General features: G+C 60.7%; 15 protein-coding genes and 7 pseudogenes. 15 read left to right on the forward strand and 7 right to left on the reverse strand.

All coding sequences use genetic code 11. The features are described 5' to 3' along the window. Positions 1-49 precede the first annotated feature (49 nt). The 9 genes and pseudogenes from RX331_RS24600 to istA (RX331_RS24630) form a co-directional block, all read left to right on the forward strand. Positions 50-208: a hypothetical protein gene (locus RX331_RS24600; RefSeq protein ID WP_317252451.1), complete on the forward strand. Its 159-nt coding sequence runs from the start codon at positions 50-52 to the stop codon at positions 206-208. After that, entirely contained in the window at positions 205-1,989 is a 1,785-nt protein-coding gene (locus tag RX331_RS24605) for a ThiF family adenylyltransferase (protein ID WP_317252452.1), read from the forward strand. The genes RX331_RS24600 and RX331_RS24605 overlap by 4 nt, the downstream gene beginning before the upstream one ends. Positions 1,990-1,997: 8 nt before the next feature. After that, positions 1,998-2,339: a Mov34/MPN/PAD-1 family protein gene (locus tag RX331_RS38955; RefSeq protein ID WP_410708008.1), complete on the forward strand. Its 342-nt coding sequence runs from the start codon at positions 1,998-2,000 to the stop codon at positions 2,337-2,339. Between the two features lie 293 nt (positions 2,340-2,632). Next, a pseudogene (locus RX331_RS24610) lies at positions 2,633-2,979 on the forward strand (helix-turn-helix domain-containing protein); the annotation flags it as partial. A 124-nt stretch (positions 2,980-3,103) separates the two neighbouring features. After that, positions 3,104-4,324 (forward strand): tyrosine-type recombinase/integrase, encoded by a 1,221-nt coding sequence (locus RX331_RS24615; RefSeq protein ID WP_317252453.1) that lies wholly within the window; start codon positions 3,104-3,106, stop codon positions 4,322-4,324. A 261-nt stretch (positions 4,325-4,585) separates the two neighbouring features. Continuing rightward, a pseudogene (locus tag RX331_RS38960) lies at positions 4,586-4,834 on the forward strand (tyrosine-type recombinase/integrase); the annotation flags it as partial. A gap of 133 nt (positions 4,835-4,967) precedes the next feature. After that, the gene (locus RX331_RS24620; protein WP_317252454.1) at positions 4,968-5,264 is read left to right on the forward strand and encodes a hypothetical protein; all 297 of its coding nucleotides are present in this window, start codon (positions 4,968-4,970) and stop codon (positions 5,262-5,264) included. Further along, positions 5,254-6,249, forward strand: coding sequence for a tyrosine-type recombinase/integrase (locus tag RX331_RS24625; protein ID WP_317252455.1), 996 nt, complete (start codon positions 5,254-5,256; stop codon positions 6,247-6,249). The genes RX331_RS24620 and RX331_RS24625 overlap by 11 nt, the downstream gene beginning before the upstream one ends. Positions 6,250-6,376: 127 nt before the next feature. Then, positions 6,377-7,153: pseudogene (gene istA / locus RX331_RS24630) on the forward strand (IS21 family transposase); the annotation flags it as partial. 20 nt (positions 7,154-7,173) lie between these two features. On the opposite strand, the pseudogene tnpC reads toward istA (RX331_RS24630), so the two are convergent. From tnpC to tnpA, 3 genes and pseudogenes are all read right to left on the reverse strand, one after another. After that, positions 7,174-8,759: pseudogene (gene tnpC, locus RX331_RS24635) on the reverse strand (IS66 family transposase). Positions 8,760-8,828: 69 nt separating this feature from the next. Then, positions 8,829-9,182, reverse strand: a complete 354-nt coding sequence (gene tnpB / locus RX331_RS24640) for an IS66 family insertion sequence element accessory protein TnpB (protein ID WP_317252456.1) — start codon at positions 9,180-9,182, stop codon at positions 8,829-8,831. After that, complete coding sequence (gene tnpA, locus RX331_RS24645; RefSeq protein WP_317252457.1) at positions 9,179-9,601, reverse strand: IS66-like element accessory protein TnpA; 423 nt, start codon at positions 9,599-9,601, stop codon at positions 9,179-9,181. Before tnpA ends, tnpB begins: the two co-directional genes overlap by 4 nt. Before the next feature lie 76 nt (positions 9,602-9,677). On the opposite strand from tnpA, the pseudogene RX331_RS24650 reads away from it, so the two are divergent. Then, positions 9,678-10,112: pseudogene (locus RX331_RS24650) on the forward strand (IS21 family transposase); the annotation flags it as partial. 11 nt (positions 10,113-10,123) lie between these two features. Next, the gene (locus RX331_RS24655; RefSeq protein ID WP_317252458.1) at positions 10,124-10,462 is read left to right on the forward strand and encodes an ATP-binding protein; all 339 of its coding nucleotides are present in this window, start codon (positions 10,124-10,126) and stop codon (positions 10,460-10,462) included. Between the two features lie 17 nt (positions 10,463-10,479). On the opposite strand, the gene RX331_RS24660 is transcribed toward RX331_RS24655, so the two are convergent. After that, complete coding sequence (locus RX331_RS24660) at positions 10,480-10,848, reverse strand: helix-turn-helix domain-containing protein (RefSeq protein ID WP_317252459.1); 369 nt, start codon at positions 10,846-10,848, stop codon at positions 10,480-10,482. Positions 10,849-10,885: 37 nt separating this feature from the next. Then, complete coding sequence (locus RX331_RS24665) at positions 10,886-12,544, reverse strand: recombinase family protein (protein WP_317252460.1); 1,659 nt, start codon at positions 12,542-12,544, stop codon at positions 10,886-10,888. Positions 12,545-13,016: 472 nt separating this feature from the next. Here RX331_RS24665 and RX331_RS24670 point away from each other — a divergent pair. The 3 genes and pseudogenes from RX331_RS24670 to istB all read left to right on the forward strand — a co-directional run. Beyond that, positions 13,017-13,439: pseudogene (locus RX331_RS24670) on the forward strand (ATP-binding protein); the annotation flags it as partial. A gap of 3,126 nt (positions 13,440-16,565) precedes the next feature. Continuing rightward, a complete protein-coding gene (gene istA, locus RX331_RS24680; protein ID WP_317252461.1) occupies positions 16,566-17,867 on the forward strand; it encodes an IS21 family transposase in 1,302 nt (433 codons plus the stop codon). Then, on the forward strand, positions 17,867-18,727 hold the full coding sequence (istB, locus tag RX331_RS24685) for an IS21-like element helper ATPase IstB (RefSeq protein ID WP_317252462.1): 861 nt from the start codon (positions 17,867-17,869) through the stop codon (positions 18,725-18,727). The genes istA (RX331_RS24680) and istB overlap by 1 nt, the downstream gene beginning before the upstream one ends. Positions 18,728-19,059: 332 nt before the next feature. Here the strand turns inward: istB and RX331_RS24690 are convergent. After that, positions 19,060-19,767: pseudogene (locus RX331_RS24690) on the reverse strand (ISNCY family transposase); the annotation flags it as partial. Positions 19,768-19,934: 167 nt separating this feature from the next. Between RX331_RS24690 and RX331_RS24695 the strand changes: the two are divergent. Next, complete coding sequence (locus tag RX331_RS24695) at positions 19,935-20,213, forward strand: hypothetical protein (protein ID WP_317252463.1); 279 nt, start codon at positions 19,935-19,937, stop codon at positions 20,211-20,213. Positions 20,214-20,978: 765 nt separating this feature from the next. Here the strand turns inward: RX331_RS24695 and RX331_RS24700 are convergent. Continuing rightward, entirely contained in the window at positions 20,979-23,426 is a 2,448-nt protein-coding gene (locus RX331_RS24700) for a CoA transferase (RefSeq protein WP_317252464.1), read from the reverse strand. Between the last annotated feature and the right edge of the window lie 28 nt (positions 23,427-23,454).

Genomic DNA, 23,454 nt, shown 5'->3' on the forward strand with positions numbered 1-23,454 from the left:
AGGACTACTGGAGGAAAAATGTCGGGCCACGGGAAGGAAAGCGGTGGGCGTGAGCACCACCATCATGACGAACCGCACCACGAGCACGAGCGGCATCATCACGATCATGATAATCATCACCACCATCGGCACCCTCCCGAGCCACCGCCGAAGCCTCCGGGGCCGCCAGAACCTCCGAAACCGCCGCCGCGCCGTGTGGGCTAAATGATGGAGGTATCGGCAGAGCAGCAGGATAGTCTGAAACCCCACTGGGACCGGCGTTTTCCGGGTCGGTTTCAGTGGGAGATGGACGCCTTTGCTGAAGCGGAGGTTACTCCGCAGGTCGATCAAAAGGCATTGGCGCACGGTCGGCTCGAGTTGAGCTTTGAATGGCCGTTGAGCGACAAGCGCATCCCTCTTCGGGCCCTCTACCCCGACGGATACCCTCACCTTCGCCCGCTCATCTACATAACGGATTCAGGATTTTTTCCGAAGCGGCATCACTCGCCTATTGACGGCAATCTTTGCCTTCTTGGACGGGACAGCCGCCAATGGTTGTCGAGCTGGACTGTCCCCGAGCTTTTGCGACTACAACTACAGTCTGCGCTTGAGAATGGCCGCGATGAAGATCCACAGGGTGAGCCGGCAGAGGTTTGGTGGAATGCTGGTAGCCTACCAGACTCGTATTGCCTCATCGACTCCGATTGGTCGCTTCTGCAGGCGAAGGCTCCAGGAAGGTTGAGGCTCGCGTACGTCGCTCGGTTAGGCAAGAAGTCCGGCGATCGCGGTCACCCTGTTTTCTGTGCTGTCGTGAAAAGCGTGTTTGACGCTGACGGAAATGAAGTTGCGGCTTGGAATGGCCCGCTGCCGAGCGCGCTGCGGGGAGGTGACGTCCGGGAGATGGAGATCCCCTGGGAACGATGGGACAAAGAACTTATACCGACACCGCTGATGCGCGACCAAAGTATCCAATGGGGTGAGCTCGTGAAAGGGCGCGCTAAGCCTGCTTTTGGTTTCAATTTCGATTCTTCGTCGAAACGAGGCCACCTTCTTGCTTTTCTCTACCCCACGGAAACCCAGTTTCGACGAGAAGGCGAGTCTTGGCTGTTCATTATGGCTTGGGGCAAACGCGACGCGTTCTATCCAGGAAAGAAGTCTGCATCTCAAGTCGAGACTACCATAATAAGGACGTTGCGAGCCGGAAGGGACGATCTAAATTATCGAGCCCCTACGATTTCGCATCTGGCGGCGCGGTCAGTTGCGCTTGTTGGTACCGGTGCGATCGGCGCTCCTCTTGCCATCGAATTGGCGCGAAATGGTATCCGCGAACTCAGGTTGATGGACTTTGATGTCGTCGAACCAGGTAACACGATTCGTTGGTCTCTAGGATCTTCGGCCTGGGGGCGCCTGAAAGCTCAAGCTTTGGCTGATTTCATCGCGCGCGAATATCCCGCAACAAAGGTGAGTTTCGTGAGTCACTGTTTGGGTACGTTCGCACCACAAACTGGTGTGGGAGATCTTTCCGCTTTGGACGAGACCCTCGCCGGCGTTGATCTCATTGTCGACGCGACAGCCTCATTCGGCACAACATCTCTGATTCATGATCAGGCGCGGTCGCGGTCGCTGCCTCTCGTCGTTCTATATGCTTCTCCCTCGGTAGCTGGCGGGGTGGTCTCTTTATTTACGCCTGGTGTGGGATGCCCAGTGTGTCTCGAGTGGGCGTGGCAAGATGAACCGAACGTCATCACGGCTCCCCCTGGGATGTTCGACGAAGCCGAACTAATTCAGCCACCTGGATGTGCTGAGCGCACGTTCTCCGGCACCTTCTTTGACCTTCAGGAGCTTTCACTTCAGGCGATGCGTGTTGTTGCTGGCTTTTTTGCAAGCAAGCGTCTTCCCTCGTCATCCTTCGTGTACACGTTGGCCTTTCAAAGCGAGAATGGAATCCGCGTGCCAAACTGGCGCGAGAACGTATTGCCCCCTCATCCGCAGTGTTCATGCCAGAAATAATTGTATGGATGTCGTTCCATACTTTGGCGTCGCTGATCGAGGAGGCTGATCGGCGGTATCCGCTTGAAACGGGCGGAGCTCTTATAGGGTACTGCGGTGATGCCGTTACGGCGGTCGTAACGCAATTCGTGGGGCCCGGCCCAGCTTCAGATCATCAATCTTATTCGTATCAGCACGACCACGTGTGGGAGGCTTCCCAGTTTCACTATCGCCAATCCGATCGGTCACATGTCTACATTGGCGATTGGCATACGCACCCTGACGCGACTTCCGGCGAGCTCAGTGGCACAGATCGCCGGGCCATGCGGCGTGTGATCGAATCTCGCGAAGCCCGCATTGTCCATCGCTGATGGCTGTGCTCTTCGGGCGCCCAGGGCATTGGGGGTCGGCAATCTGGGTGGCCGCGTTGAAGCCGAGGTGGCTTGGCGCCCGCGTCCTTCGGTTGAGCCGGCCAACCTGCAGTTGTTCGACGCTCAAGGCAAGGCTGCTGATTCCGCTCGATGTCGCCCACCATTCAGAGATGATCTCGCCCACTATTCCGGGATGATGTCGCCCGGGGTGACGAAGCCTCTTCTGGCTCCGATACGGTCCCGCCTTTCGGCTTTGCGAAGGGGGGACCTGGATGCCGACGGAGAGGCTTGCGATGCGCCATGTGCGCGATGTGATCAGATTGAAGTTGGCCGGGATGGCGATCCGCGAGATCGCCCGGCGGGTCGGCGCGGCGCCTTCGACGGTGCGTTGACGATCCACCGGTTCGAGGCTGCCGGGCTGACCTGGCCTTTGCCCGACGACGTCACCGACGCGGTGCTGGAGGCCCGGCTGTTCGCCAGCGCAGGAGCCGGTTCCGGGACCCGGCGCGGCCACCGCCGGCAGGCCGAGCCGGACTGGGCGGCGGTGCACCGCGAGCTCAAGCGCAAGCACGTGACGCTGTCGATCCTGTGGGAGGAATACATCGCAAGCGAACCTGGTGGGTATCGCTATTCTCGTTATGTTGCGGCCAAATTTATGTTGTGCACGGAGCTATAATTGCGGGGAGCATGAACGCTGTCGGCATTGTTCACGCAACATAATTCGACGTCTGGATAGCGAACCATTTGCCAAATGGAGGCTCGCTATGGATCAGACGATTTATTCCATCCCCGTGACCGTGCCCCACCGTGATGACGCGCCATTCACCGACGAGCGGTACCGGTACCTTCGCCACTGTGCAAAAGCCGGCGCGACCGCAGCTTCTCTCAGGATCAAACGGAACGAGCTGTTGCGGATTGCCGCATATCTCGGTCCAAATGCTTCGGAGGGCATCGATATCGAGGCGCTGCAACGGATCGCGGCCGAGCGTCTGCGCCTGACGGGGGCTGTCACCGCAGCACGAAGAGTGGTCGACATCGGACGACCTTGGCTTCGATTTCTCGGTTGGTGGCGTGAACCGACCGTCGTGTTCCAGTACCAGAGCCAACGCGACCAGTATGTGACATGGATGCGCAATGAGCGCGGATTCACGCCATCGACGGTGGAGCAGTGGAGTCGGATGATCGGGAGGTTCCTACGCTGGTGTGATCAGATAAACCGGCAACTTAGGGACCTTCAGCCTGAGGACGTTGACGCCTATTTCGTCACCCAAGCGACGGGACGATGGTCCCGCGTTTCGGTGGCCAACACAGCCTCGGCCTTGCGGGCATTTCTGAGCTACGTGGCAAAGCGGGGAATGTGTACGGATCTAGCGGTCTCGATTTGCCGGCCTCGGCTCTATCGTCAGGAGTCGCTGCCATATGCCCCAGATTGGTGCGACGTGCAGCGCATGTTGGCCGACGCCGAGACTGACAACCCCCGGGACATCCGTGATCGTGCGATCTTGCTGTTGCTCGCGGTCTACGGGATGCGCAGCGGCGAAGTGGCGGCATTGCGCCTTGATCAGATTGACTGGGCCGGCAGGCCGCTACGGCTTTTCCGCCTGAAGCGCCGCCAGCCGCAGATCTACCCGCTGGTTCCCTCTGCGGCTGAGGCGCTCGCCCGCTACATCGACACGGTGCGGCCGCTATCATCGTGCCCGGAAGTGTTCCTCTGCATGCACGCGCCCCGTCGACCGTTGAAGGCAGGGAGCATCTATGATGTCGCCAACCGCAGATTTGTTGCACTTGGAATCGACGCCGCCCACCGCGGTGGCCATGCGTTGCGCCACGCCTGCGCCTCCCGGCTTCTTGCCGAAGGTCTGTCGATAAAGGAGATCGGGGACCATTTGGGACATCGCCGCGCGGCGTCAACAAGCATCTACGCCAAGGTGAACATGCAGGCGCTTCGCGAGGTCGGAGCGTTCGACCTGGGAGGCCTCCAATGATGCTGACCCATGTTGTCGACGCTTATCTGGCCAAGCAGCGGTCACTGGGGGCGCGTTTCGAGTCCGCTGAGGTTCTGCTCCGCAGGTTCTGCCGAGCGATGGGCAATCGAGATGTCGACGAAGTCACCCCAGAGGCGGTAGCCGAGTTCCTCCAAGGCAAAGGATCGCTCAGTGCACCTGGATGCTGCGATATAGGGTTTGAGCGGCCTTTATAGATTCGCCATCAGTCGCGGGTACGCGGCATCCTCGCCACTGCCGACAATGTTGCCAAAGCTGCCGCCGCAGCAAACGCCTTATGTTTATTCCACGGAAGAGCTCCGCCGCCTGTTGGACGCGACCTCGATCCTGAAGGTTGGGCATTGCCCTCACGTGCCAGCTATGTACCGTACGCTCCTCTTGTTGCTGTACGGAAGCGGCATGCGCATTGGCGAGGCGCTTCGTTTGGTCTTGCAAGACGTGGATCTGACTGATCAGGTCATCACCGTCCGTGACACGAAGTTCTTCAAAACGCGCCTCGTGCCAATCGGACCAAAGCTCAACCAGGAACTGGTCGAGTACGTCGAGCGCCGTCGCCGGCTTCCTCTGCCGCGCGGGCAAGAATCTCCATTAATTCACTACGCGCGGCAGTCGGCGGTGGCACTATGTGCGGGTCATCTCCTGGTTTCAGCATGTCCGCCGAGCAGCCGGAATCAGTTGCCCTGTCGGCGAGCCTCGACCTCCACGGCTGCACGATATTCGCCACACAGCCGCGGTGCACCGGGTGATCGCATGGTATCGCTCCGGCCAGGAAGTGCAGCGACTGCTTCCGCAACTCGCAACCTACCTTGGCCACATCGATATCCGTTCAACCCAGCGCTATTTGCAGATGACGCCGGATCTCCTCCAGGCGGCCAGCGAGCGCTTTGCTCTGTACGCGATGGAGGCCGACCATGAAGGATAAGAGCCTGCTCGGTCCGTGGATCCGGCGGTTCTTGCTGGAACATCTGGTCGCCGAGCGCAATCTCTCCCACAACACCCAAGCCAGCTACCGCGACACGCTGACATTGTTGCTGCCGTTTGCTAGCAAGCAGGGAGGCTGCGCCATCGATCGCATGACCGTGGAAGAGCTGACGCCGGAAGTCGTCCGCAAGTTTCTGGACCACCTGGAGCGCGATCGCCAATGCAGCGAGGTTACCCGCAACCAACGGCTGGCGACCATCCATTCACTGGCGCGCTTTATCGGCACGCATTCGCCGGTCCACCTGGCCTGGTGTTCCGAGATACAGGCAGTGCCGTTCAAGAAGACGGCCAAGACCGCGATCGGATACCTCGAAAAGGCCGAGATGGACGCGTTGCTAAACCAACCTGACAGACGCACGAGTCTTGGGGTGCGCGACTATGTTCTGCTGCTTTTCGTATACAACAGCGGTGCTCGCGCCGATGAGGCCGCAAGATTGACGATCGGCAATCTCCAACTGGGTGCGTCCCCGTCAGTGCGACTTCACGGCAAGGGAAACAAGGTTAGAATCTGTCCATTGTGGTCAACGACGGCAACCTCGTTGACTCGTCTTGTGGCCGACCGGAACAAAAGTGAAGCGGTCTTTCTCGGCAGGACGAACCAGCCTTTGACGCGCTTCGGAATACACCGTCTCGTGACCCAATATGCCGCTATGGCGGGCGAAACGGTGCCGACGTTGGCGACGAAGCGCGTGAGCCCACATACGGTTCGGCACACAACGGCCGTGCACCTGCTGCGCGCCGGCGTCGACATCAACACGATCCGTGCTTGGCTCGGCCACGTGTCATTAGACACCACGCACATCTATGCTGAAGTCGACCTGGAGATGAAAGCAGAAGCGTTAGCCAGGGTCGATATCAGCAGCCTGAGACGGCCGCCTCGGCAACCCGCTCTCCCGTCGTTGATGGCATTCCTGAAGGCCCTGTAGGCCGTAAGGTCACACTCTTATGTTGCGGAGCGAGCCAAGGAAATTGGCGAAATCCTTGGCTCACTCCAGCAGCGGCAACATAAATCCGGCCACAACATAACGGCTGGTATGTGCTCGCGAACATACCAGCCGCTTCTGCGAACTCTATCGCGCCTGGGAGGGCCGGCTGTCGGTGACGATGCGCCAATCGCATGCGGCCGGCGACAAGCTGTTCGTCGATTATGCCGGCGATGGCGTGCCGGTGGTGATCGACCGGCTCACCGGCGAGCGACGCAGCGCGCAGGTTTTTGTCGCAGTGCTCGGCGCATCGAGCTTCCCCTACGCGCAGGCGACCTGGACGCAGGGCCTCGCGGATTGGATCAGCGGCCACGTCGGCGCCTTCGAGGCGATTGGCCGCGTGCCGGCGCTGCTGGTGCCGGACAACACCAAGGTCGCGGTGATCAAGGCCTGCCTCTACGATCCGCGGATCAACCGCAGCTACGCCGACATGGCGGCGCATTACGGCACCGCCATTCTGCCGGCGAGGCCGCGACGGCCACGGGACAAAGCGAAGGTCGAACAGGCGGTCCTCATGGTCGAGCGCTGGCTGCTTGGGCGGCTACGCCACCGCACGTTCTACAGCCTAGCCGAAGTCAACGCGGCGATCGCCGAGTTGCTGACCCGGCTCAACGAGGAGCGGCCGATCCGGCGGCTCGGCGTGACCCGTCGCAAGCTATTGGAAGAGATCGACCGGCCGGCACTCCAGGCCTTGCCGGATAGCCCTTATGTGTTCGCCGAGTGGCGGATCTGCCGGGTCAGCATCGACTATCACGTCGAGGTCGAGGCGCATTACTACAGCGTCCCCCATCGCTTCGTCCGCGCGGAGGTCGAGGTGCGCTTCACCGCCCGCACCGTCGAGATTTTCGTAAGCGCTTAGCGGCCACCCTATTGACGCTGGCTTGACGTTTTGCGGAACCGCCAGGGCATGAGGTCTTCGATTCTGTTATGGGGCAGTCGATGATCGCCGCTAGTGTTTCGGCGATGTAGGCGGCGGGGTTGACGTCGCTGAGCTTGCAGGTGGCGACGATCGACGCAAGCAAGGCCCAATTTTCAGCCCCGACCTCATGGCCGGCGAAGAGCGCATTTTTTCTGGTCAGGCAGACTGGCCGGATGGCGTTCTCGACCGGGTTCGTGTCGAGCTCGAGGCGCCCGTCTTCGAGGAAGCGGGTCAGCCCTTGCCAATGATTGAGCGCGTAACGGATGTCCTCGGAGAGCGTTGAGCCGCTGGAGATCATCGACAGCTGCTTCTCGAACCACGGCTTCAACGCCTCGACGATGGGCAGCGAGTGCTCCTTGCGCGCGGCCAGCCTGATGTCCGGCGGTGAACCGCGTACCATGGCTTCGATGGCGTAAAGCTGTGCGATCTGCCGGACGGCGGCCTCGGCGATCGGCGATTTGCTGTTGCGGGCCAATTTGACGAAGCGCCGGCGCAAATGGCTCCAGCAATGCACGAGCGTCCACGGCCCTTGCGGTCGAGCGACTTCGCTCAGCCGGTCATAACCGTCATAGGCATCGCATTGCAGGAAGCGTCCGTTAAAGCCGTCCAGGAACTGCTCAGCGAAGGCGCCGCTGCGACCGGGGGCATATCGGAACAGCACGATCGGCGGACTTGGGCCGCTGTGGCCGCGGTCGTCGGAGACGATCGCCCAGAAGTAGCCCTTCTTCGTTTGACCACGCCCGGGATCGAGCACCGGCGCCGTGGTTTCGTCCATGAACAGACGATCGGCCGCTGACAGATGGCGGCGCATGTGGTCGGCAACGGGTTGGAGATGGAAGCAGGCGCGGCCGGACCAATTGCCCAGGGTCGCCCGATCGAGCCGGATCCCCTGGGGCGCATAGATCTCGGCCTGACGGTAAAACGGCGTATGGTCGCCAAACTTGGAGACGATCACGTGCGCAATCGCCGCTTCGGTCGGTAGTCCACCAGGCACGACATGCTCCCGTGCGTGCGCCTGCACGACAGGGCCCGAGCAGCGGCGGCAGATGTATTTCGGGCGGCGTGTGACCAGCACGCGCCATTGCGCCGGGATCACGTCGAGCCGTTTGCTGACGTCCTCGCCGATCTTCGTCATGGCCCCGCAACCGCACGGACAAAGCGTGCTCGCAGGCTCGATGATCCGCTCCACCCGCGGCAAATGAGCAGGCAAGCAGCCCCGATTGCGATGAGAACCTTGATCCGATCCGCCGCGCGGTCGGCCCTGGATGATCGCGGCCGCCTTTTCCTGCGCGGCGTCCAGGACGCCTTGCGCGATCTCCACGTCTTCGAGCGGCAAATGATACTGATCTGGTCGCAGCTTCTCGGACTTCGCGCCGAACTTCTCGCGTCGCAATTCGCCGAGAATGACCTCCAGTCGACGCCGTGCTTCCTCCGACGCCGCCAGTGCCCCCTGATGCTCGCTCAAGGCCGTCTGCGTTTGCGCCAAAAGCGCCTTCAGGCGTTCGTTTTCGTCACGCAGCGCCGCGATGCTCATGCGCTATTTCGAGCACATCGCCGCCGCACGCGCCACGTTCAAAATAGCTTCCGAGTCACTCTGCCGCAGTTATCCAGCCGCCTGCGGGCGCCGCGCTTCCTCCGGGCGGACCAACCTCCAATCCAGACCCTCGAACAAGGCCGCGAACATCGCCGGGGATACGCGCATCACACCGTCCGCGATCGTTGGCCAAACGAACTTGCAGCCTTCAAGGCGCTTGTGCACCAATACCAGGCCCGTTCTATCCCAGGCCAAAATCTTGATCCGGTCCGCTCGTTTCGATCGGAACACGAAGGCTGCGCCGCTAAACGGGTCCAGACCAAGCATCTGCTGTACCTTCGCAGCCAGCCCATCATGGCCACAGCGGAAGTCAATCGGCTGCGTCGCGATGTAAATCTTCAGATCAGCACCGGGCGCGATCATCGTGACGCTCGCACCGCGCGGATCAACCGAGACAGTTGCTCGCCGTCAATGGCCGCCTCCGTCCGCACGACGACGTCGCCAATCGCAATCTCGAGTTTGACAGCCGGAACGTGACGCTCTAACGGCTCCTCCACGACCAGCGGCGCGAACGGCGGCGGCTGCGGAGCCTCGCACGACGGCAATTCGCCTCGCCGGCGAAAGCGTCGTCGCCAATCGTAAATCTGCCAACGCGTCGCCCCGTGCCTGCGCGCCACCTCTGATACCTGAGCACCGGGCAGCAGACTTTCCGCGACGATCCGGGCCCGCTCGGCCTCCGAAGGCACACGACGCCCGGAGGGTCCTTCAAGCACCTCAAGCCGGCTGACCGCCCCAACTGACGAGCTGTCCAAATGGACGTCCTTTTTGCCGTCCAATCCCATCCCAAACCTCCGTTCATTCCGGAGGCTTCTTCGCACATCTAATCTAACCCGCGAACCCAGGGTATCGGCTTAGCGCTTACAGATTTTCCACAAGGGCGAGCGGATCGCCGCGCATCAGCGCATGAGCGGCAACCACAAGCACACGACCGTACCGGAGCATATGGCATCCAGTCATCGGCGCCATGCCGGCTGGACCATCGAGCGCATCCGCAAGGAGGCCGCCACGATCGGGCCGGCCACCGCGGCGTTATGCGATCTGATCCTCGACGAGCGCGCGCATCCGGAACAGGGCTTCCGCGCCTGTCTCGGCATCATCCGGCTCGCTCGATCCTACGGGCAAGAGCGGCTCGATGCCGCCGCCATGCGGGCGATCGACATCGGCGCGCGCACCTACGGATCGGTCAAATCGATCCTCGCCAACAATCTCGATCGGCGTCCTTCCCCCAGGCGCTCCGCGGATGACGCGCCGATCCTGCATTCCAACATCCGCGGGCCGCGCTACTACAATTAGGAGATCCCATCTTGCTCAGCCATCCGACCCTCGATCAGCTCCACGCCCTCGGCCTTCACGGCATGGCCAAGGCCTTCGCCGACATTGAATCCGGCGGCGACGCCACGAGCCTCGGCCACGCCGAATGGCTCGCGCTTCTGTTCGAACGCGAAGCGTCCCTGCGACGCGACAAGCGGCTGTCGAAGCGGCTGCAATATGCCAAGCTTCGCCAGCAGGCCTGCGTCGAGGACATCGACTACCGCACCCCGCGCGGCCTCGACCGCAGCCTCCTGACGATGCTGGTCGAAGGCCAATGGATCGATGACCACGCCAACCTGCTGATCTGCGGGCCCTCCGGGCTGGCGACATGATCCGATACCTCACTACTTCATTGATATTCCAAGAGTCCCTGCCGTGGGTCGGGTGAGACTGCACGCCCGCTTTTGATCGCGGATTGCACCGCCGGCAAATCGAGGTCCATCTCCCGAATAACATAGGGCGCGCCCAGGCAAGCTTGCTTGGCCGGCAGCACTCCGTCCTTGATGAGACGTACAACAGTCATCTTGCTAACCTGCAAACGGCTCGCTGCTTCGTGCAAAATAACTTCGCCGCGCTCTGCCCGTTCGCCTTCTCGGTAGGCGGCAACGCCATGATCATTGCGGAAAGTCCGCACCCGTTGTTGCGTCCAGGTATTCCCCTTGGCGGTCCGTACTCCCAGCCGATTCAGAACCGATGCGATGTTCCCATCGGACAGCATGCGTGCCAGTTGGCAAATCAGCTGTTCGGTCGCGGCATCAGTCTTCCAGCGGATGCTGCCCGGTCCGGTTCTTCACGACGTGGAGTAGAGTATGGTCGCCGCCCTTCCAATGCAGCTTGAGATGGAGATAACCAGGTTCTAAGGTCACGATGATCTCTTCGAGCACCGCTCGCAAAATTCTTTTCCGGATCACCGCCGAGGCGCCCGGATGCCTCCACAGCTGTTCCAGATCGGCTCCTAACGCTAAGATCTCGGCGCGCTCCGTGTCGGTCAATGCGGATGGTTGCTTGTCACGTGCAACAGCCAGATCGGCTTCAAGCCGCGCCACTTCCGCGAGCCGTTCATTCCATCGTCGTTCGAGATCTCCGGCGACCAGACGGTTTTCCGGATCAACCGCATTGTATTGTCGGTGCGCCCGCGCTGCTTCATAACGCGCCTGCTCAAGTGTCAACTCGATCTGCCGCAGTCGCTCGGTACCAGCGCGCTCGCGATCCGCGATCGCCTGCAGGGCAGCGTCGAGGCCGAGCGGCGCAATCACCGACAATACCTCCGCGGATACCGCCGCGTCGATCCGCATGTTTCCGAAGCCAATACACTTGGTCCGTCGACCATGATTAACGTTGGCATCGTTGCACACGTACCGCGCGATTCCCCGTATCCCGTTATGCAGCACTCGGAGCTTGCGTCCGCAATGTCCACAGCGCAGCAGCCCAATCAGCAAGCCGCCGCCATTGCGTACTGATCCCGGCACCATTTCGCCCTTCATGTTGGCGTTCCCGTTGATAATTCGTTGATTGCTCTCGTAGTCTTGCCAGGAGATATAGCCCTCGTGGTGATCGCGAATCAGCACTTCCCAATCTTTCTGGAGCCGGCGCACCCCCCGCGCGATCAGCTTTCGGCCGACTTCGATTCGAACCTGCGAGCCAGTTCTGCCAAACACATAGGCGCCGGCGTAAACTGGATTGCTCAACAGCCGATGGATCGTATTGTAGCGCGGCAGCCGCCATTCCACCACGCGGCCTCGCTCGCCGTACACGACAATCGGCATCTTGATGCCTTCGTCACACAGCCAAATCACAACTTGGCGGACGCTGCCGAACTCTGCAAACTTGCAGAATGCCAGATGGAGCGCTTCGCGCACGCGCTTGTCCGGGTCCAGCTCCAGACGATCGTCGGCGCTGCGCACATAACCAATAGCGACCGACGTATGGAGGTCGCCCCGCGCGGCCTTGAGGCGCAGCGCTTCCTGCGACCGCTGCCGCAAGATCGACAGTTCGAGCTCGCTGAATGTTCCTTTCATTCCAAGCAGCAGCCGGTCGTTCATGAGCTTTGGGTCATAGATACCGTCTTCATCAATGATCAGGCTGCTCACCAGGGTACAGAACTCCAAAAGTGTGTGCCAATCGCGGCCATTGCGCGCGAGCCGGGAAGCTTCAATGGCGAGCACAACCCCAGCGCTACCGGTACAGATCGCGGTCAACAAGCGCTCAAAGCCGGGGCGCGCCGTGCCACCGCCCGAACGACCAAGATCGTCATCGATAACGATCACATTCTCCCAGCCAAGCGCTCGAGCGCGGGTGGCAAGCGCATATTGACGGCGGCGGCTTTCGGGATTGTTGAGGAGCTGATCGGACGTCGATTGTCGCACGTACACGTAGGCGCTTCGTGACAAGTGATCGGGTGTGATCTTATTCATTGTTCGCCTCCCGCGTCTTTGCGAGAGCAGCGCTGCACTCGTCGAGAAGAAGCTTGAGTAGACCTGTGACTTCCGAGCGAACCTTTGGATCGAGTCGTTGATCGCGGATTGCGGTGGTTGTCAGCTCCAGAAGTTGCCGCCACTGTTGTTCCATCATCGCCTCCAACCGTCCGACTCGTTTCGGACGACGGTGACGAGGGTACGCGCAGTGCCGCCGCGAGGCTGCGAAGTTCGCGCAGTGAATCCAAGGAAAGCCGAGGGACTTCAACCATCGGCAGCGTCGCTGCCCACGTCTCTGTCATCCAGGCCGGCACCAAGATCCGGGTGCCATCTGCCTGCTCAATCACGAAATGCAAGCGATCGCCATGATTGACTCGCCGCAGAACGATGACGCGCTCGCCGGCGAGCGGATGATGCGGATATCGAATGGCAACTTCAAACGGCTGTTCTTGGGTAGTATGCCACGTGCTCGACCGGTGTTGGCAAGAGCTGGATCGCCTCGGCGCTCGGCAACAAGGCCTGCCGCGACAACCGCTCCGTGCTCTATCAGCGTGTCCCGCGGCTGTTCACCGATCTCGCCCTGGGACGCGGCGACGGCCGCCATCCCCGGCTCCTGCGTGCGCTCGGCCGCGTCGATCTCCTCATCCTCGACGACTGGGGCCTTGAGCCGCTCGACGCCGCGGCCCGGCACGACCTCCTGGAGATCCTTGAGGACCGCTACGGCCGCCGCTCCACCGTCGTCACCAGCCAGCTCCCCGTTGATCAATGGCACGCGCTGATTGGCGACCCCACCTACGCCGACGCCGTCCTCGACCGCCTGGTCCATAACGCCCACCGGATCGATCTCAACGGCGAGAGCATGCGGCGAACCCGTAAGCCCGGCCGAAAAGCCTGAGCAAGTGGCGCTGTGGACATGCCGCTGCGCTTGGACAACGCAAGGGCGTTGCCCACATGCCCACAGAAACAGCAGACGAAGAAGACCCGAAGCCGCGTTTCAAGGTTGACCCCGCGGCTTGCCCGATGCCAGAAAACTGACAGCCAGAACGCCTCGCGCCCGGGCGACATCAAATCGGAATGGTGGGCGAGATCATCTCGGAATCCTGGGCGAGATCATATCGGTACACCCGGGGCGAGATCATCGGAATCAGCAGCAAGGCAAAGTGACGCTACATTACACAGGCATTTTTGCGATCGATCCGCTAAATGAAACTGCCTCCATCGCGTGGAGCGGCCTCTAATGTTATCGATAGCGGCTTGCTGACATGATCGTTGGAAGAGGTTCGGCAGGCAATCTCACGGCTTCCGGAGGAGCGACTGGGAGCTATTCTATGAAGCTGCCGGCCGTACACAACGAAGTCCAAGTTGGTTCGGAAAACTTGGAGTGCAGGCTTATGCGGCGGCTCACACTCTCGTTGCTGCTATGGCCATGAGTAATGGGAATTTCTGGCTTCTTCCCGACGACGACATCGCTTTGAAGCGACGGAATCCCTTGTTGCTAAGTCGACAGATGTACCGGCCAGCGCAGCAGGTGGCTGGGGGCTGACGATTCGCTCCATTATCGAGTCACCTTGAAACTTCAACTCGGTCGGCCGATCCGTACGTCCACGTACGCTTGCCAAACGCCATTTCGCTGGCCTATTCACTTATTCGGCCATCGAGCAACTGGATTCGCAGCGGAAGCCTCCTGCGAGACACCCATTAAAATGCCGCATGGTTGCCTTTGAAGCGCGCAGACCCGGTGATTGTCTTTCGAGCTTGAGCTGCCCTTTCGCTGGCCATGCGCGCCGATTTCTGTACCCGACCGCAAAGTTCGCTTGCACGCGGCAGAGCACGCTTCGTGCCGGTACCGTCGCGTGCCAGGATGAAAATGGTGGAACGCTTAGAAGGGCAGTTTCGTAAAACTACCCTCCTTGCTGGGTGATCCCCTCCTGACCATGATTCCTGCCTTTCCAGCGGGTCCCGGCGGACCAGCCTGGCGTCCGTCCATAACCTCCACTGTGTCCACCCAGACCGCCGTCGCCACCTGGACCGGCGTCGCCAACCGGACGCCACCCTTGCCACAAGCGCGCCCACCGGCTGTGCCCTTGCGGTGAATGTAATCAAAGCACTGTAAAGACATGGCTCACTGGTCTGGAAGATCAAACGACCACCATTGGTGCCGGATTACATCTGGCAGAGTCTTTTTTCCGGCTCGATGACGACAGCTGAGGCGTTGCTTGAAGAAATAGCGAGGCGCGGGTGGCCAAGCAGCCTGCCCACGAAAACTGCCCCTCTTTCCGGGATCCCTAGGAAAAGAGATGATAGAAATAGAAGCGCAACGAGTATTGAGGTGCTCAGCACAACCCACAAGGATAGTAATACCGGCACAGAGTGCCGCCTGGCCAGTGCAGAAGTGAGAAGGGAAACGGTCGTTGCCATGACGGCTAAGATAGTCGCGACACCGAGGAGAGCTCCCGGCGCTTTATTCCAGGACAGGATCACCGCAGGCAAGGCCAGACCGAAATACCCGGCGTAAAGGAAGCGTCGTGACCCTGGAGTGACTTTTCTCTCCGCGTTCAGCAGGTCGTCTTTCGATGGGTCGTGAGAATTCTCAATCTCGTAAGGCAGCAGGTCCGTACGTAGCGCACATAACGCGTCTTTAATTCCCTCGCTTGTATTCGTGACGCGTCACTTTTGTCCGAACCGTACCAACGATTTCATCTGTTTTCCTCCGGCGGCATTGTCCTTGTTTTCAGTTTGCGCTAAGCGGAAACAAGCCAAGGATGGAAACCCTGACATACGATGCCGTCGGATTTGCCTAGCCTAGCAAGAACGGTCGGTAGTCGCTCTGCTGAGAGTCAGGAGGTGGCCCGGCAATTCATGTGGGAGATCAGATCCATCAATGTGTGTCTGGAGGAACTTCGCCAGTTCCAGGCCAATATGCTTGGCATCACTGGCCCACAGTGGATGATCTTGATGGCCTTGGCAGACTTGGAAAGAGAAAACGGTGTTCCTGTCAACGTAGTGTCAAAATAATGCACGTCGACCCTTCATTCGTCACGACCCAATCAAAGCTGCTATAGAAAAAGGGTGTTCTGCGGCGCACGCCCTCCGCAAGCGATGCTAGGGTCGTACAGATGTCGCTAACGGACAAGACTTACAAGCATCTCGCGAGCCACGCGGCACAACAGGACGCACTCGATGAATTCGTTTTTGGTGAATTCGATGTTCGCGAGTTGACCGAGTTCGCTAACAGGCTCACTGCACTTAGGCATCGGCTAGAGAAAGTTCGGCTGAAAGTCGCTCTGGATTTCTGATGGCCAAGACGCGCAATCCCCAGAAATGGCGCTCTGTCTAGGTCGCGTTAACTCCGACTCGAAACACAATGCGGCTAAAATAAAGGATGCCCGTGTCCTCCCTAGAGCCCTCTCACTGTGGGCCTCCGTCAGCGGCTACTGGTTCAACCGGCAGGCCGCGTGGGTTCCGAGAAAGTCTTGATGGGCAGCCTCGAGCCGTCGGCTCCCTCAAGCGAAGTGTTTCTTCGGAGCCCGCAATCGTGCCGATTGTCTCTCCTGTGGCTGGGTTCTGCGTCGCTTCGACCGAGAACAAACCGGGCATCGATCGGGGTGCCTTAGCAAGCACCGAACGCTAGCCACTACTAATCTAGCGTCTCCGGACGGGAATGGCTTACAAGCGGGCCGTTTATCGAAGCATCACGTAGCTCTAAAGTTTTGGCGGAAGCGAGCGCCGCGCGCGAGCCCTTGGTTATCTTGGATCTCTCGAGCCGAAAGGCGCGAGCGATACGGCGCGCGCTCAGCAGCAATAGAAAAAGCGCCCTATTGGCTTCATAGCTGGCAGCGGATCGGTTGATTCGTGAACCCGTCATTACCAGCGTGTCTTCCCTTGTGCAGACCGACCACGACCACCTTCGCCCGCGCTGACTGAAGAAAAGCTCGAAGACGAGATGTCGCGCGCCATGGAAAACTGCCCCCTCAGCGTCACGAGGAATTGCCCCCTCCTCGGATAGCTGAGGAGAGAGTGAATGAAGTGGGAACGAATCACTGAAGGCTCGCCGTGGAATGATCCACGGGGGCAGGTGATGAAGACGCCGGATGACGTGGCAGAGATGATGCGCCTGAGGGCGTGCGGGTGGGGTGTGAAGCGGATTGCGCGGCAGCTGGGCTGCAGCCATCACACGGTGAAGGACTACGTGGCGGCGGGCGGGGTGAAGCCGTTCAAGTCGCCTGAGCGGCCGAAGCGCCTCGATGGCCTTGAGGGTTGGCTGCGCGAGAGGCTCATTCGGCATCGCGGCAATGCCGACGTGGTGCGCCAGGACCTGCTGGCCGAGAAAGGCGTGGCCGTCAGCCGGCGGACGCTGCAACGGGCCGTGCAGCCCTATCGCCAGGCGCTGAAGGCGGAGGCGCTGGCGACGACGCGGTTTGAGACGCCCCCGGGCCGGCAGCTGCAGATCGACTTCGGGGAGCGCCTGGTCGAGATCGGAGGGGCGAAAGTCAAGGCATTCGTGTTCGTGGCAACGCTTGGACACTCGCGACGGCTCCATGTGCGTGCGTTCCGGGCCGAGAGGCAGGAGCATTGGTTCGCCGGGCTCGAGAGCGCATTCACGACCTTTGGCGGCGTGCCAGAGGAAGTGCTGATGGACAATCCACGCGCGCTTGTCGTGCGCCACGACGCGGTGAGCCGGTCGGTTCAGTTCAACGACAAGCTGATAGCCTTCGCAAAACATTGGGGCTTCCGCCCTCGCGCCTGCGCGCCATATCGGGCGCGCACGAAGGGCAAGACGGAGAACGGCGTCGGCTACGTGAAGAAGAACGCGATCGCCGGTCATTCCTTCCCAAGTTGGGAAGCGTTCGAGGCGCATCTCGACAGATGGGAGCGTGAGGTTGCGAACGTTCGTATCCACGGCACGACCGGCGAGGCGCCGATCATCCGCTTCGCGCGCGACGAGATACATCGGTTGAAGCCGCTCGGCGGGCAGCCGTCGTTCGGATCCTTGCGTGAACTGTCCCGCATCGTCGGCAATGATTGCGCCGTCGAGATCGACACGAACAGCTACTCGGTACCGTGGCGCCTGATTGGCGAGCGCGTGGCGGTGACGATCGCGGCCGGCGAAGTGCGGATCCGCCATGGATTGCACCAGGTTGCGGTCCACAAGCAATCGGAGGGTCGCCGGCGGCGGATCGTCGACTCCGCCCATCTCGATGGTGTTGCTGGTCGCAATGGGGCGGTCCGCCGGGCGGAGATCGCGGTGCCGGCGCCGTCCTCACCGCCGTCGTTGTTACGGCCTCTTGCCGAATACGAAGCCATGGTCGGAGGAAGCTTCTGATGACGAGGGCAAAAAAGGTAATGGAAGCAACGACCGACCCGTTGGATGCCATGCTGGCTCGATTGCAGCTCTCCGGGATCCGCGATCAGCTCGACAGCCTGCTCGACGAGGCGGCGCGCGCGAACTTGTCGGCGCGTGAGACGCTGATCTTGCTGTGCGAGCGCGAGATCGCACGCAAGGACCATCGCCGCGTCGAGATGGCGCTGAAGCTAGCACACTTCCCGGCCGTGAAGGAGCTTGCTGGCTTCGACTTCGAGGCGCAGCCGTCAATCGATCCAAAGCAGATCCGCGATCTTGCCGCGTCACGTTGGATCGCCAACGGCGAGAATGTGCTGCTGCTCGGGCCGCCCGGCGTCGGCAAGACGCACTTGTCGATCGCGCTGGGGCGGGAGGCAATCCTGGCCGGGTACACGGTGCAGTTCACCACCGCGACGACGCTGGTCGCGGGCCTTGCCAAGGCGCATGGCGAACGGCGTCTGGACGAGAAACTGCTCGCGCTGTCGAAGCCGAAGCTGTTGATCGTCGACGAGCTCGGTTACCTGCCGCTGGAACCTGACGCGGCACATTTGTTCTTCCAACTGGTCAGCCGGCGTTATGAAACTGGCGCCATGTTGATCACCTCGAACCGCAGCGTTGCCGAATGGGGCACCGTGTTCGCCGATCCCGTGGTCGCCACCGCGATCCTCGACCGGCTCTTGCACCACAGCCACGTGCTGACGATCCGCGGCGACAGCTACCGGCTCCGAGCCAAGCGCACGAGCGGCCTCATCAAGACGCCGACCGCCGGTGACGGCCCTCCGGTCGGCTCCGCCTCTCTCCGGCCCGTCACCGGCGGAAACAACCTTCAACCGAGATCATAATCCCGATGGTGGGGGCAGTTCTTCATGACGCAAAGGGGGCAGTTCCGGATGGCGTTTGACAACGAGAAATCGATCAGACATCGCATCAGCCCTCAACCCATACCCCTCCACTGCATTCCTGTATCCATAGTGCAACCTACGCTAGTGCCGGTATAGCGCGATAATCCGGGTGGGGAGCCGTATTGCCTCATGGATGAATGTTCCCGAAGACGCGATCATTGCCTCATTTATTTTGCTCCCAAGAAGACGGAAGGTCGGTACGGGGAGGCCGGTCGTGGAGCTGGCCGGGGTTGCGCAACGACCGGCCTCCCCCGTACCAGAAGCGGGCGCTGTTACCGCGCAACCGGTGTCTCGTCGAACCGCTCCGCATGATCTGCCGATCCAAACAGCAGCGCGCTTGCCTGCTCGCTGCGCCAGGATTTGAGGCGGCGCTGCAGCGTTCGCAGCAGCTTATCCGGGTACGCGCCCGGATATTCCGCTTGTAGCCTTGTCAGGAGCTCTGCGCCGGTTCGCCACGGCTCGGCCTTGAACCACTCCTGCAGCTGTGGGGTCGCCTGAACGAGCGGATCAGGGCGACGACGACCTCGCTTCGCTTTGAGGATCGGCCGGTCCGTCGGTCGAGATGCGCCCTCTTTCCAAGCCGTTCGCAAGCTGGCGAGGAACAAGTCGATTGGCGGGGCCGCAGTAGTCGAATCGCCCGCCGACCTCACGTCGGCAAGGTCGGCCAGACGTTGCTGCGCAGACCGAATGTCACGCAGCAACGCGACCGGGTCCAAGCTGACGCAGATTTCCTGCAGTCGGGCCCGAACCGCATCTGAGGTATGTGGGTCGGCTGCCAGCCGCTGATCCGGCGTCGTCGGCGCACTATGAGATTTACGGACGCGTGCGCCATCGCGCTGTTTTGCGATCAGCTTGAACGAAGGCTGGAAGAAGTTCACGAACAGGCGCACTGAGCGATAGACTGCGAGCAACGCAGCTGCCTCGAGCCCTTCAAACCGCCGATAAGCAACCATCCGTCGTACCACGGCTCCGTTCTTCTGTAGACGCCGCCGCACACCTCCAAGTGCAAGCCCAGTTGGCGGATCAAGCTCGTGCCCTGCCGATTTTCCCTCGCGCCTCAAACCTCATAGCAGAGATCTTTGAGCGGCCACGTTCCGACCGCCAAGGCTTGGCATAGCCGAGCTTGCGGCCGTCGAGATCGATATCCTTGACGCTCCGCGTGCCGATCGCCGGCAAATGCCAGCCGTCGCGACCGTTTGAGCCTATCTTTCCCCATGCGGCGACGGAAGGCATTCGTCTGACCGACTTCAACAACATTCTTAGATCTCACCTGCCCCCCCCCCGCGAGATGGGCTCCGCGCGGCACGGGTTGATCACGAAGGCCTGCATCGCGATTAGCGAAAACCATGACGTTTCTGGCGGCTTCGCGCTAAGATGGTATCGATGCGCCATGGTGATTAATGGTAAGGGCCTCGAAGTTGCCTAGGCGCTGCCCCGACGGTATTGTGATCACGCAGAATCTCGGCGGCAGAAGAGAGAAGTCCGGGCATCCACATCGCGCTTGAGCTCAAGCCCATGCTGCGCGCCTTCTCTCCGCCGCCGTCGCTCGCCCGCTACGCTGTTGGTCAAGCGAACGACGGCGGCTCCGAGGGGATGGCTCGACACCGGACCCAATGATCGATTTTGCTGAACGCACAATCAGTTGAGACTTTCGGGTCCAATGTGAGGGCGATCTGCGATCGCTCAGAGCCGCGAAAGCGGTCCGGCAATAATCGATGGGCTAACGTACGTGCATGGTGACAGCGTCCGCCGTATGATACTTATCGAGGCACAACACCCATCTCAGTCGCGTACCGCTGCCCTCACCGATTAAGAACCGTTACGCGATCTAACGTAATCACGCACGCTTGGATCCGACAATTTCCTCATTGAGCCAAAAATGGGGTCCGCCGCATATCCTATATCTACGGTCGGCCAGGGTCGCCTCAGTCGATGTTCCTCTCGATACAAGCACGGCACACTAGGGAGCATGGACATTTGCTTGCAGTTCCAGTTTATCAATTCGCCGGCGTCGCCGCGGACTGCACACCCGTGATTCGCAGTCTTCACGCTTAACTCTATGCAGCGGAGTGGTGATGCGCGGTTTGCTCCGGCGAGGACCGACCGAGCCCGCGCCATCACAATTTCTAATTGGGAGCCCCCAATCTGCCAAACCTGAGGGGAAGTCAATCTGACTCGTAGTGGCGATTTATCACTCTGACAACACCTTCTTTGTTCTTGCGAGCTCCCCTTCGGAGAGCATCACCGTACCGATGATGCCCTCCCGCTCTAATCGTGCGATCTCGGCGTCGGAGAGGCGGAGAAGTCCCGATAGAATCTCTCGGTTATGCTGGCCGAGCGTCGGCGCCGCTGTGCGAATTGCATAGGGTCTTGCACCTTCGCGCATCGGCATCGAGGGCTGCGGGTGCAAGCCTATGAAAGCGCGTTCCACTTCCTGCAGAAATGCGCGCGACTTGAGATGCCGATCGTTGAGAAGGTCAATTGGCAACCGAACCACTCCGGCAGCAACGTTTACGGCTTGCAACTCGGACATGGCCTTCTGCGCATCGCGGGTCCGCGTCCAAGATGTGATTCCTGTCTCGATGCCATCCTCTACAACCCGGCGAGCTTCCGCAGATTTCAGCGATGCGTCCTCCGCCCAGTCAGGCCGGCCAATCAGCAGCGCAAGCCTCTTCCACATGTTGGCATCAGTCACCGCTACCACGATCCAGTTGTCCTCACCCGCACACCGGAAGGAGCCGTGCGGCACGAACTGAGGATGTCGATTGCCGTATCTTTTCGGCGGCATGCCGCCGATCGAGTGGGCAGTGATCCATGGCGCAGCGAACGGCATCATGCATTCAATCTGCGCCAGGTCGATGAACTGCCCTTGGCCAGTTGTGCGCGCGTAGATAAGAGCAACCAGAATAGCGGCGCAGCCGTTCAACCCGCCGACGGCGTCCCCGAAGGCGGTGTGGCTCATCACGGGTGGACCGTCGGCGTTTCCGATCACGGTCGGCAACCCTGATCCCTGCTCGAGGGTCGAGCCGTAGGCCCGGCAATTCCGATAGACGCTGTTCGCCCCGAAGGCTGACATAGATATCATGATAAGCCGAGGATTGACCGTTCTGAGCACGTCGTAACCAAGCCCGAGCTTCGGTAGTACGTCGACTGAATAATTGTTGACGAGAATATCAGCGTGCGCCAGAAGCCGTTTGGCGACAGCGAGACCCTCGGGTCGCCTCAGGTCGAGTGTGATACCGCGCTTGTTGCGGTTCATGATGCAAAAGCGCACCGTTTTTTCATACATCTGGCCATCGACGTAAGCCTGCCTTCGGTCAACACCGCGCCACCAGTCCGGATACTGGATGGCCTCGATCTTGATGACGTCCGCGCCGAGATCAGCGAGTGTGCGCGTACATAACGGGCCGGCCCAGCCCATCGAGAAGTCGATGACGCGAGTCCCCTGCAATGGGAGCCGGCCGGCCTCGATGCAGGCCGACGACGCGAGCGCAGTGCCGGTCAGATGTCTTCGCGTATTCGCGAAAGCCTGCTGCTCGCCAGGAGCTGGAACCTTTCCGCCCCGGCGTGGCGGCGTCAACGTCAGCCGCTGCATGGAGCCAGCGGTCAGGCCTTCTTCTTCGCCAAGCAGGATTGGGACGATTGCGCCCCGAGCCTTCTTCTCTGCGTCCTGAAGCAGATCGGACATTTCGGGCACCGGTACGATCGGTATTTTTCGCTTCAGTCCCTCCGCGAACCACTCCTGCGCTGTCCGCATCTTCAACCTTGGCATGAACTGCCGCTCGATCTCTTCTGCATGTTGCAGACGATCTTCACCGAGGACCAGAGCAGGATCATCACGCAACCTGGATAGGCCGAGCATATCGCAGAATGCGCGCCATTGAGCCAGCGTTACCGTCGTAACCCCCAGCCAACCGTTTTTGGTTTCGTAAATGCCGAGCGGAAAGCCCGGCCAGAAGCGATTAACGCCAATGCGCCGCATTACGTCGCCACGCGCGAATGCCTCCGCCATGAGATATTCGGATAAAGCGACACTCGACTCGAGTATGCTCAGTGACCACGACCGCCCTGCCCCATCCTGCATTCGCGCAACAGCTGAGGACGCTGCAGCGATGAAGCCCCAAAGTCCGGCAAGAATACCCGTCTGGAAATCCGGTGCGTGCAACGGCGGGCCATCCACTGGTCCGACTAGTTTAACGAGGCCGGCGAGCGCGCGGATAGTGGCGTCGGTTGCGGCGAACCCGGCATAGGGGCCATCTTGGCCGAACCAGCTCGCTTCAAGGTAGACCAACCCGGGACGCCGCTGCCGGATCACGGCAATATCAATGGGCGGGCAATCCGCGGAATCGACATCGCGACCATCGATCAAAATGTCGCATTTCTCGATCAGCGTCGTCAGACGTGTGACAGCGTCTGGTTCGGCGCGATCTATGATGATGCTTGACTTGTTGAAGTTCAGGAATGCGAACCACGCGCTCTGGCCCCTGGGCGTGAGTGGCGCGCTCTGGCGAAGTGGATCGCCCCCGGGCGACTCGATCTTCTGAACATCGGCTCCAAAGTCGGCAAACAACCGCGCGCAATAGCTCGTTGCTGCCGAGCTGCCGATCTCGATCACCCGCAGATGCGATAACACTCCCATCGAGACGCCCTTTTTCCAGCCACCCTAT

This window comes from Bradyrhizobium sp. BWA-3-5 (assembly GCF_032917985.1).
In the GTDB taxonomy this organism is placed as follows: Bacteria; Pseudomonadota; Alphaproteobacteria; order Rhizobiales; family Xanthobacteraceae; genus Bradyrhizobium.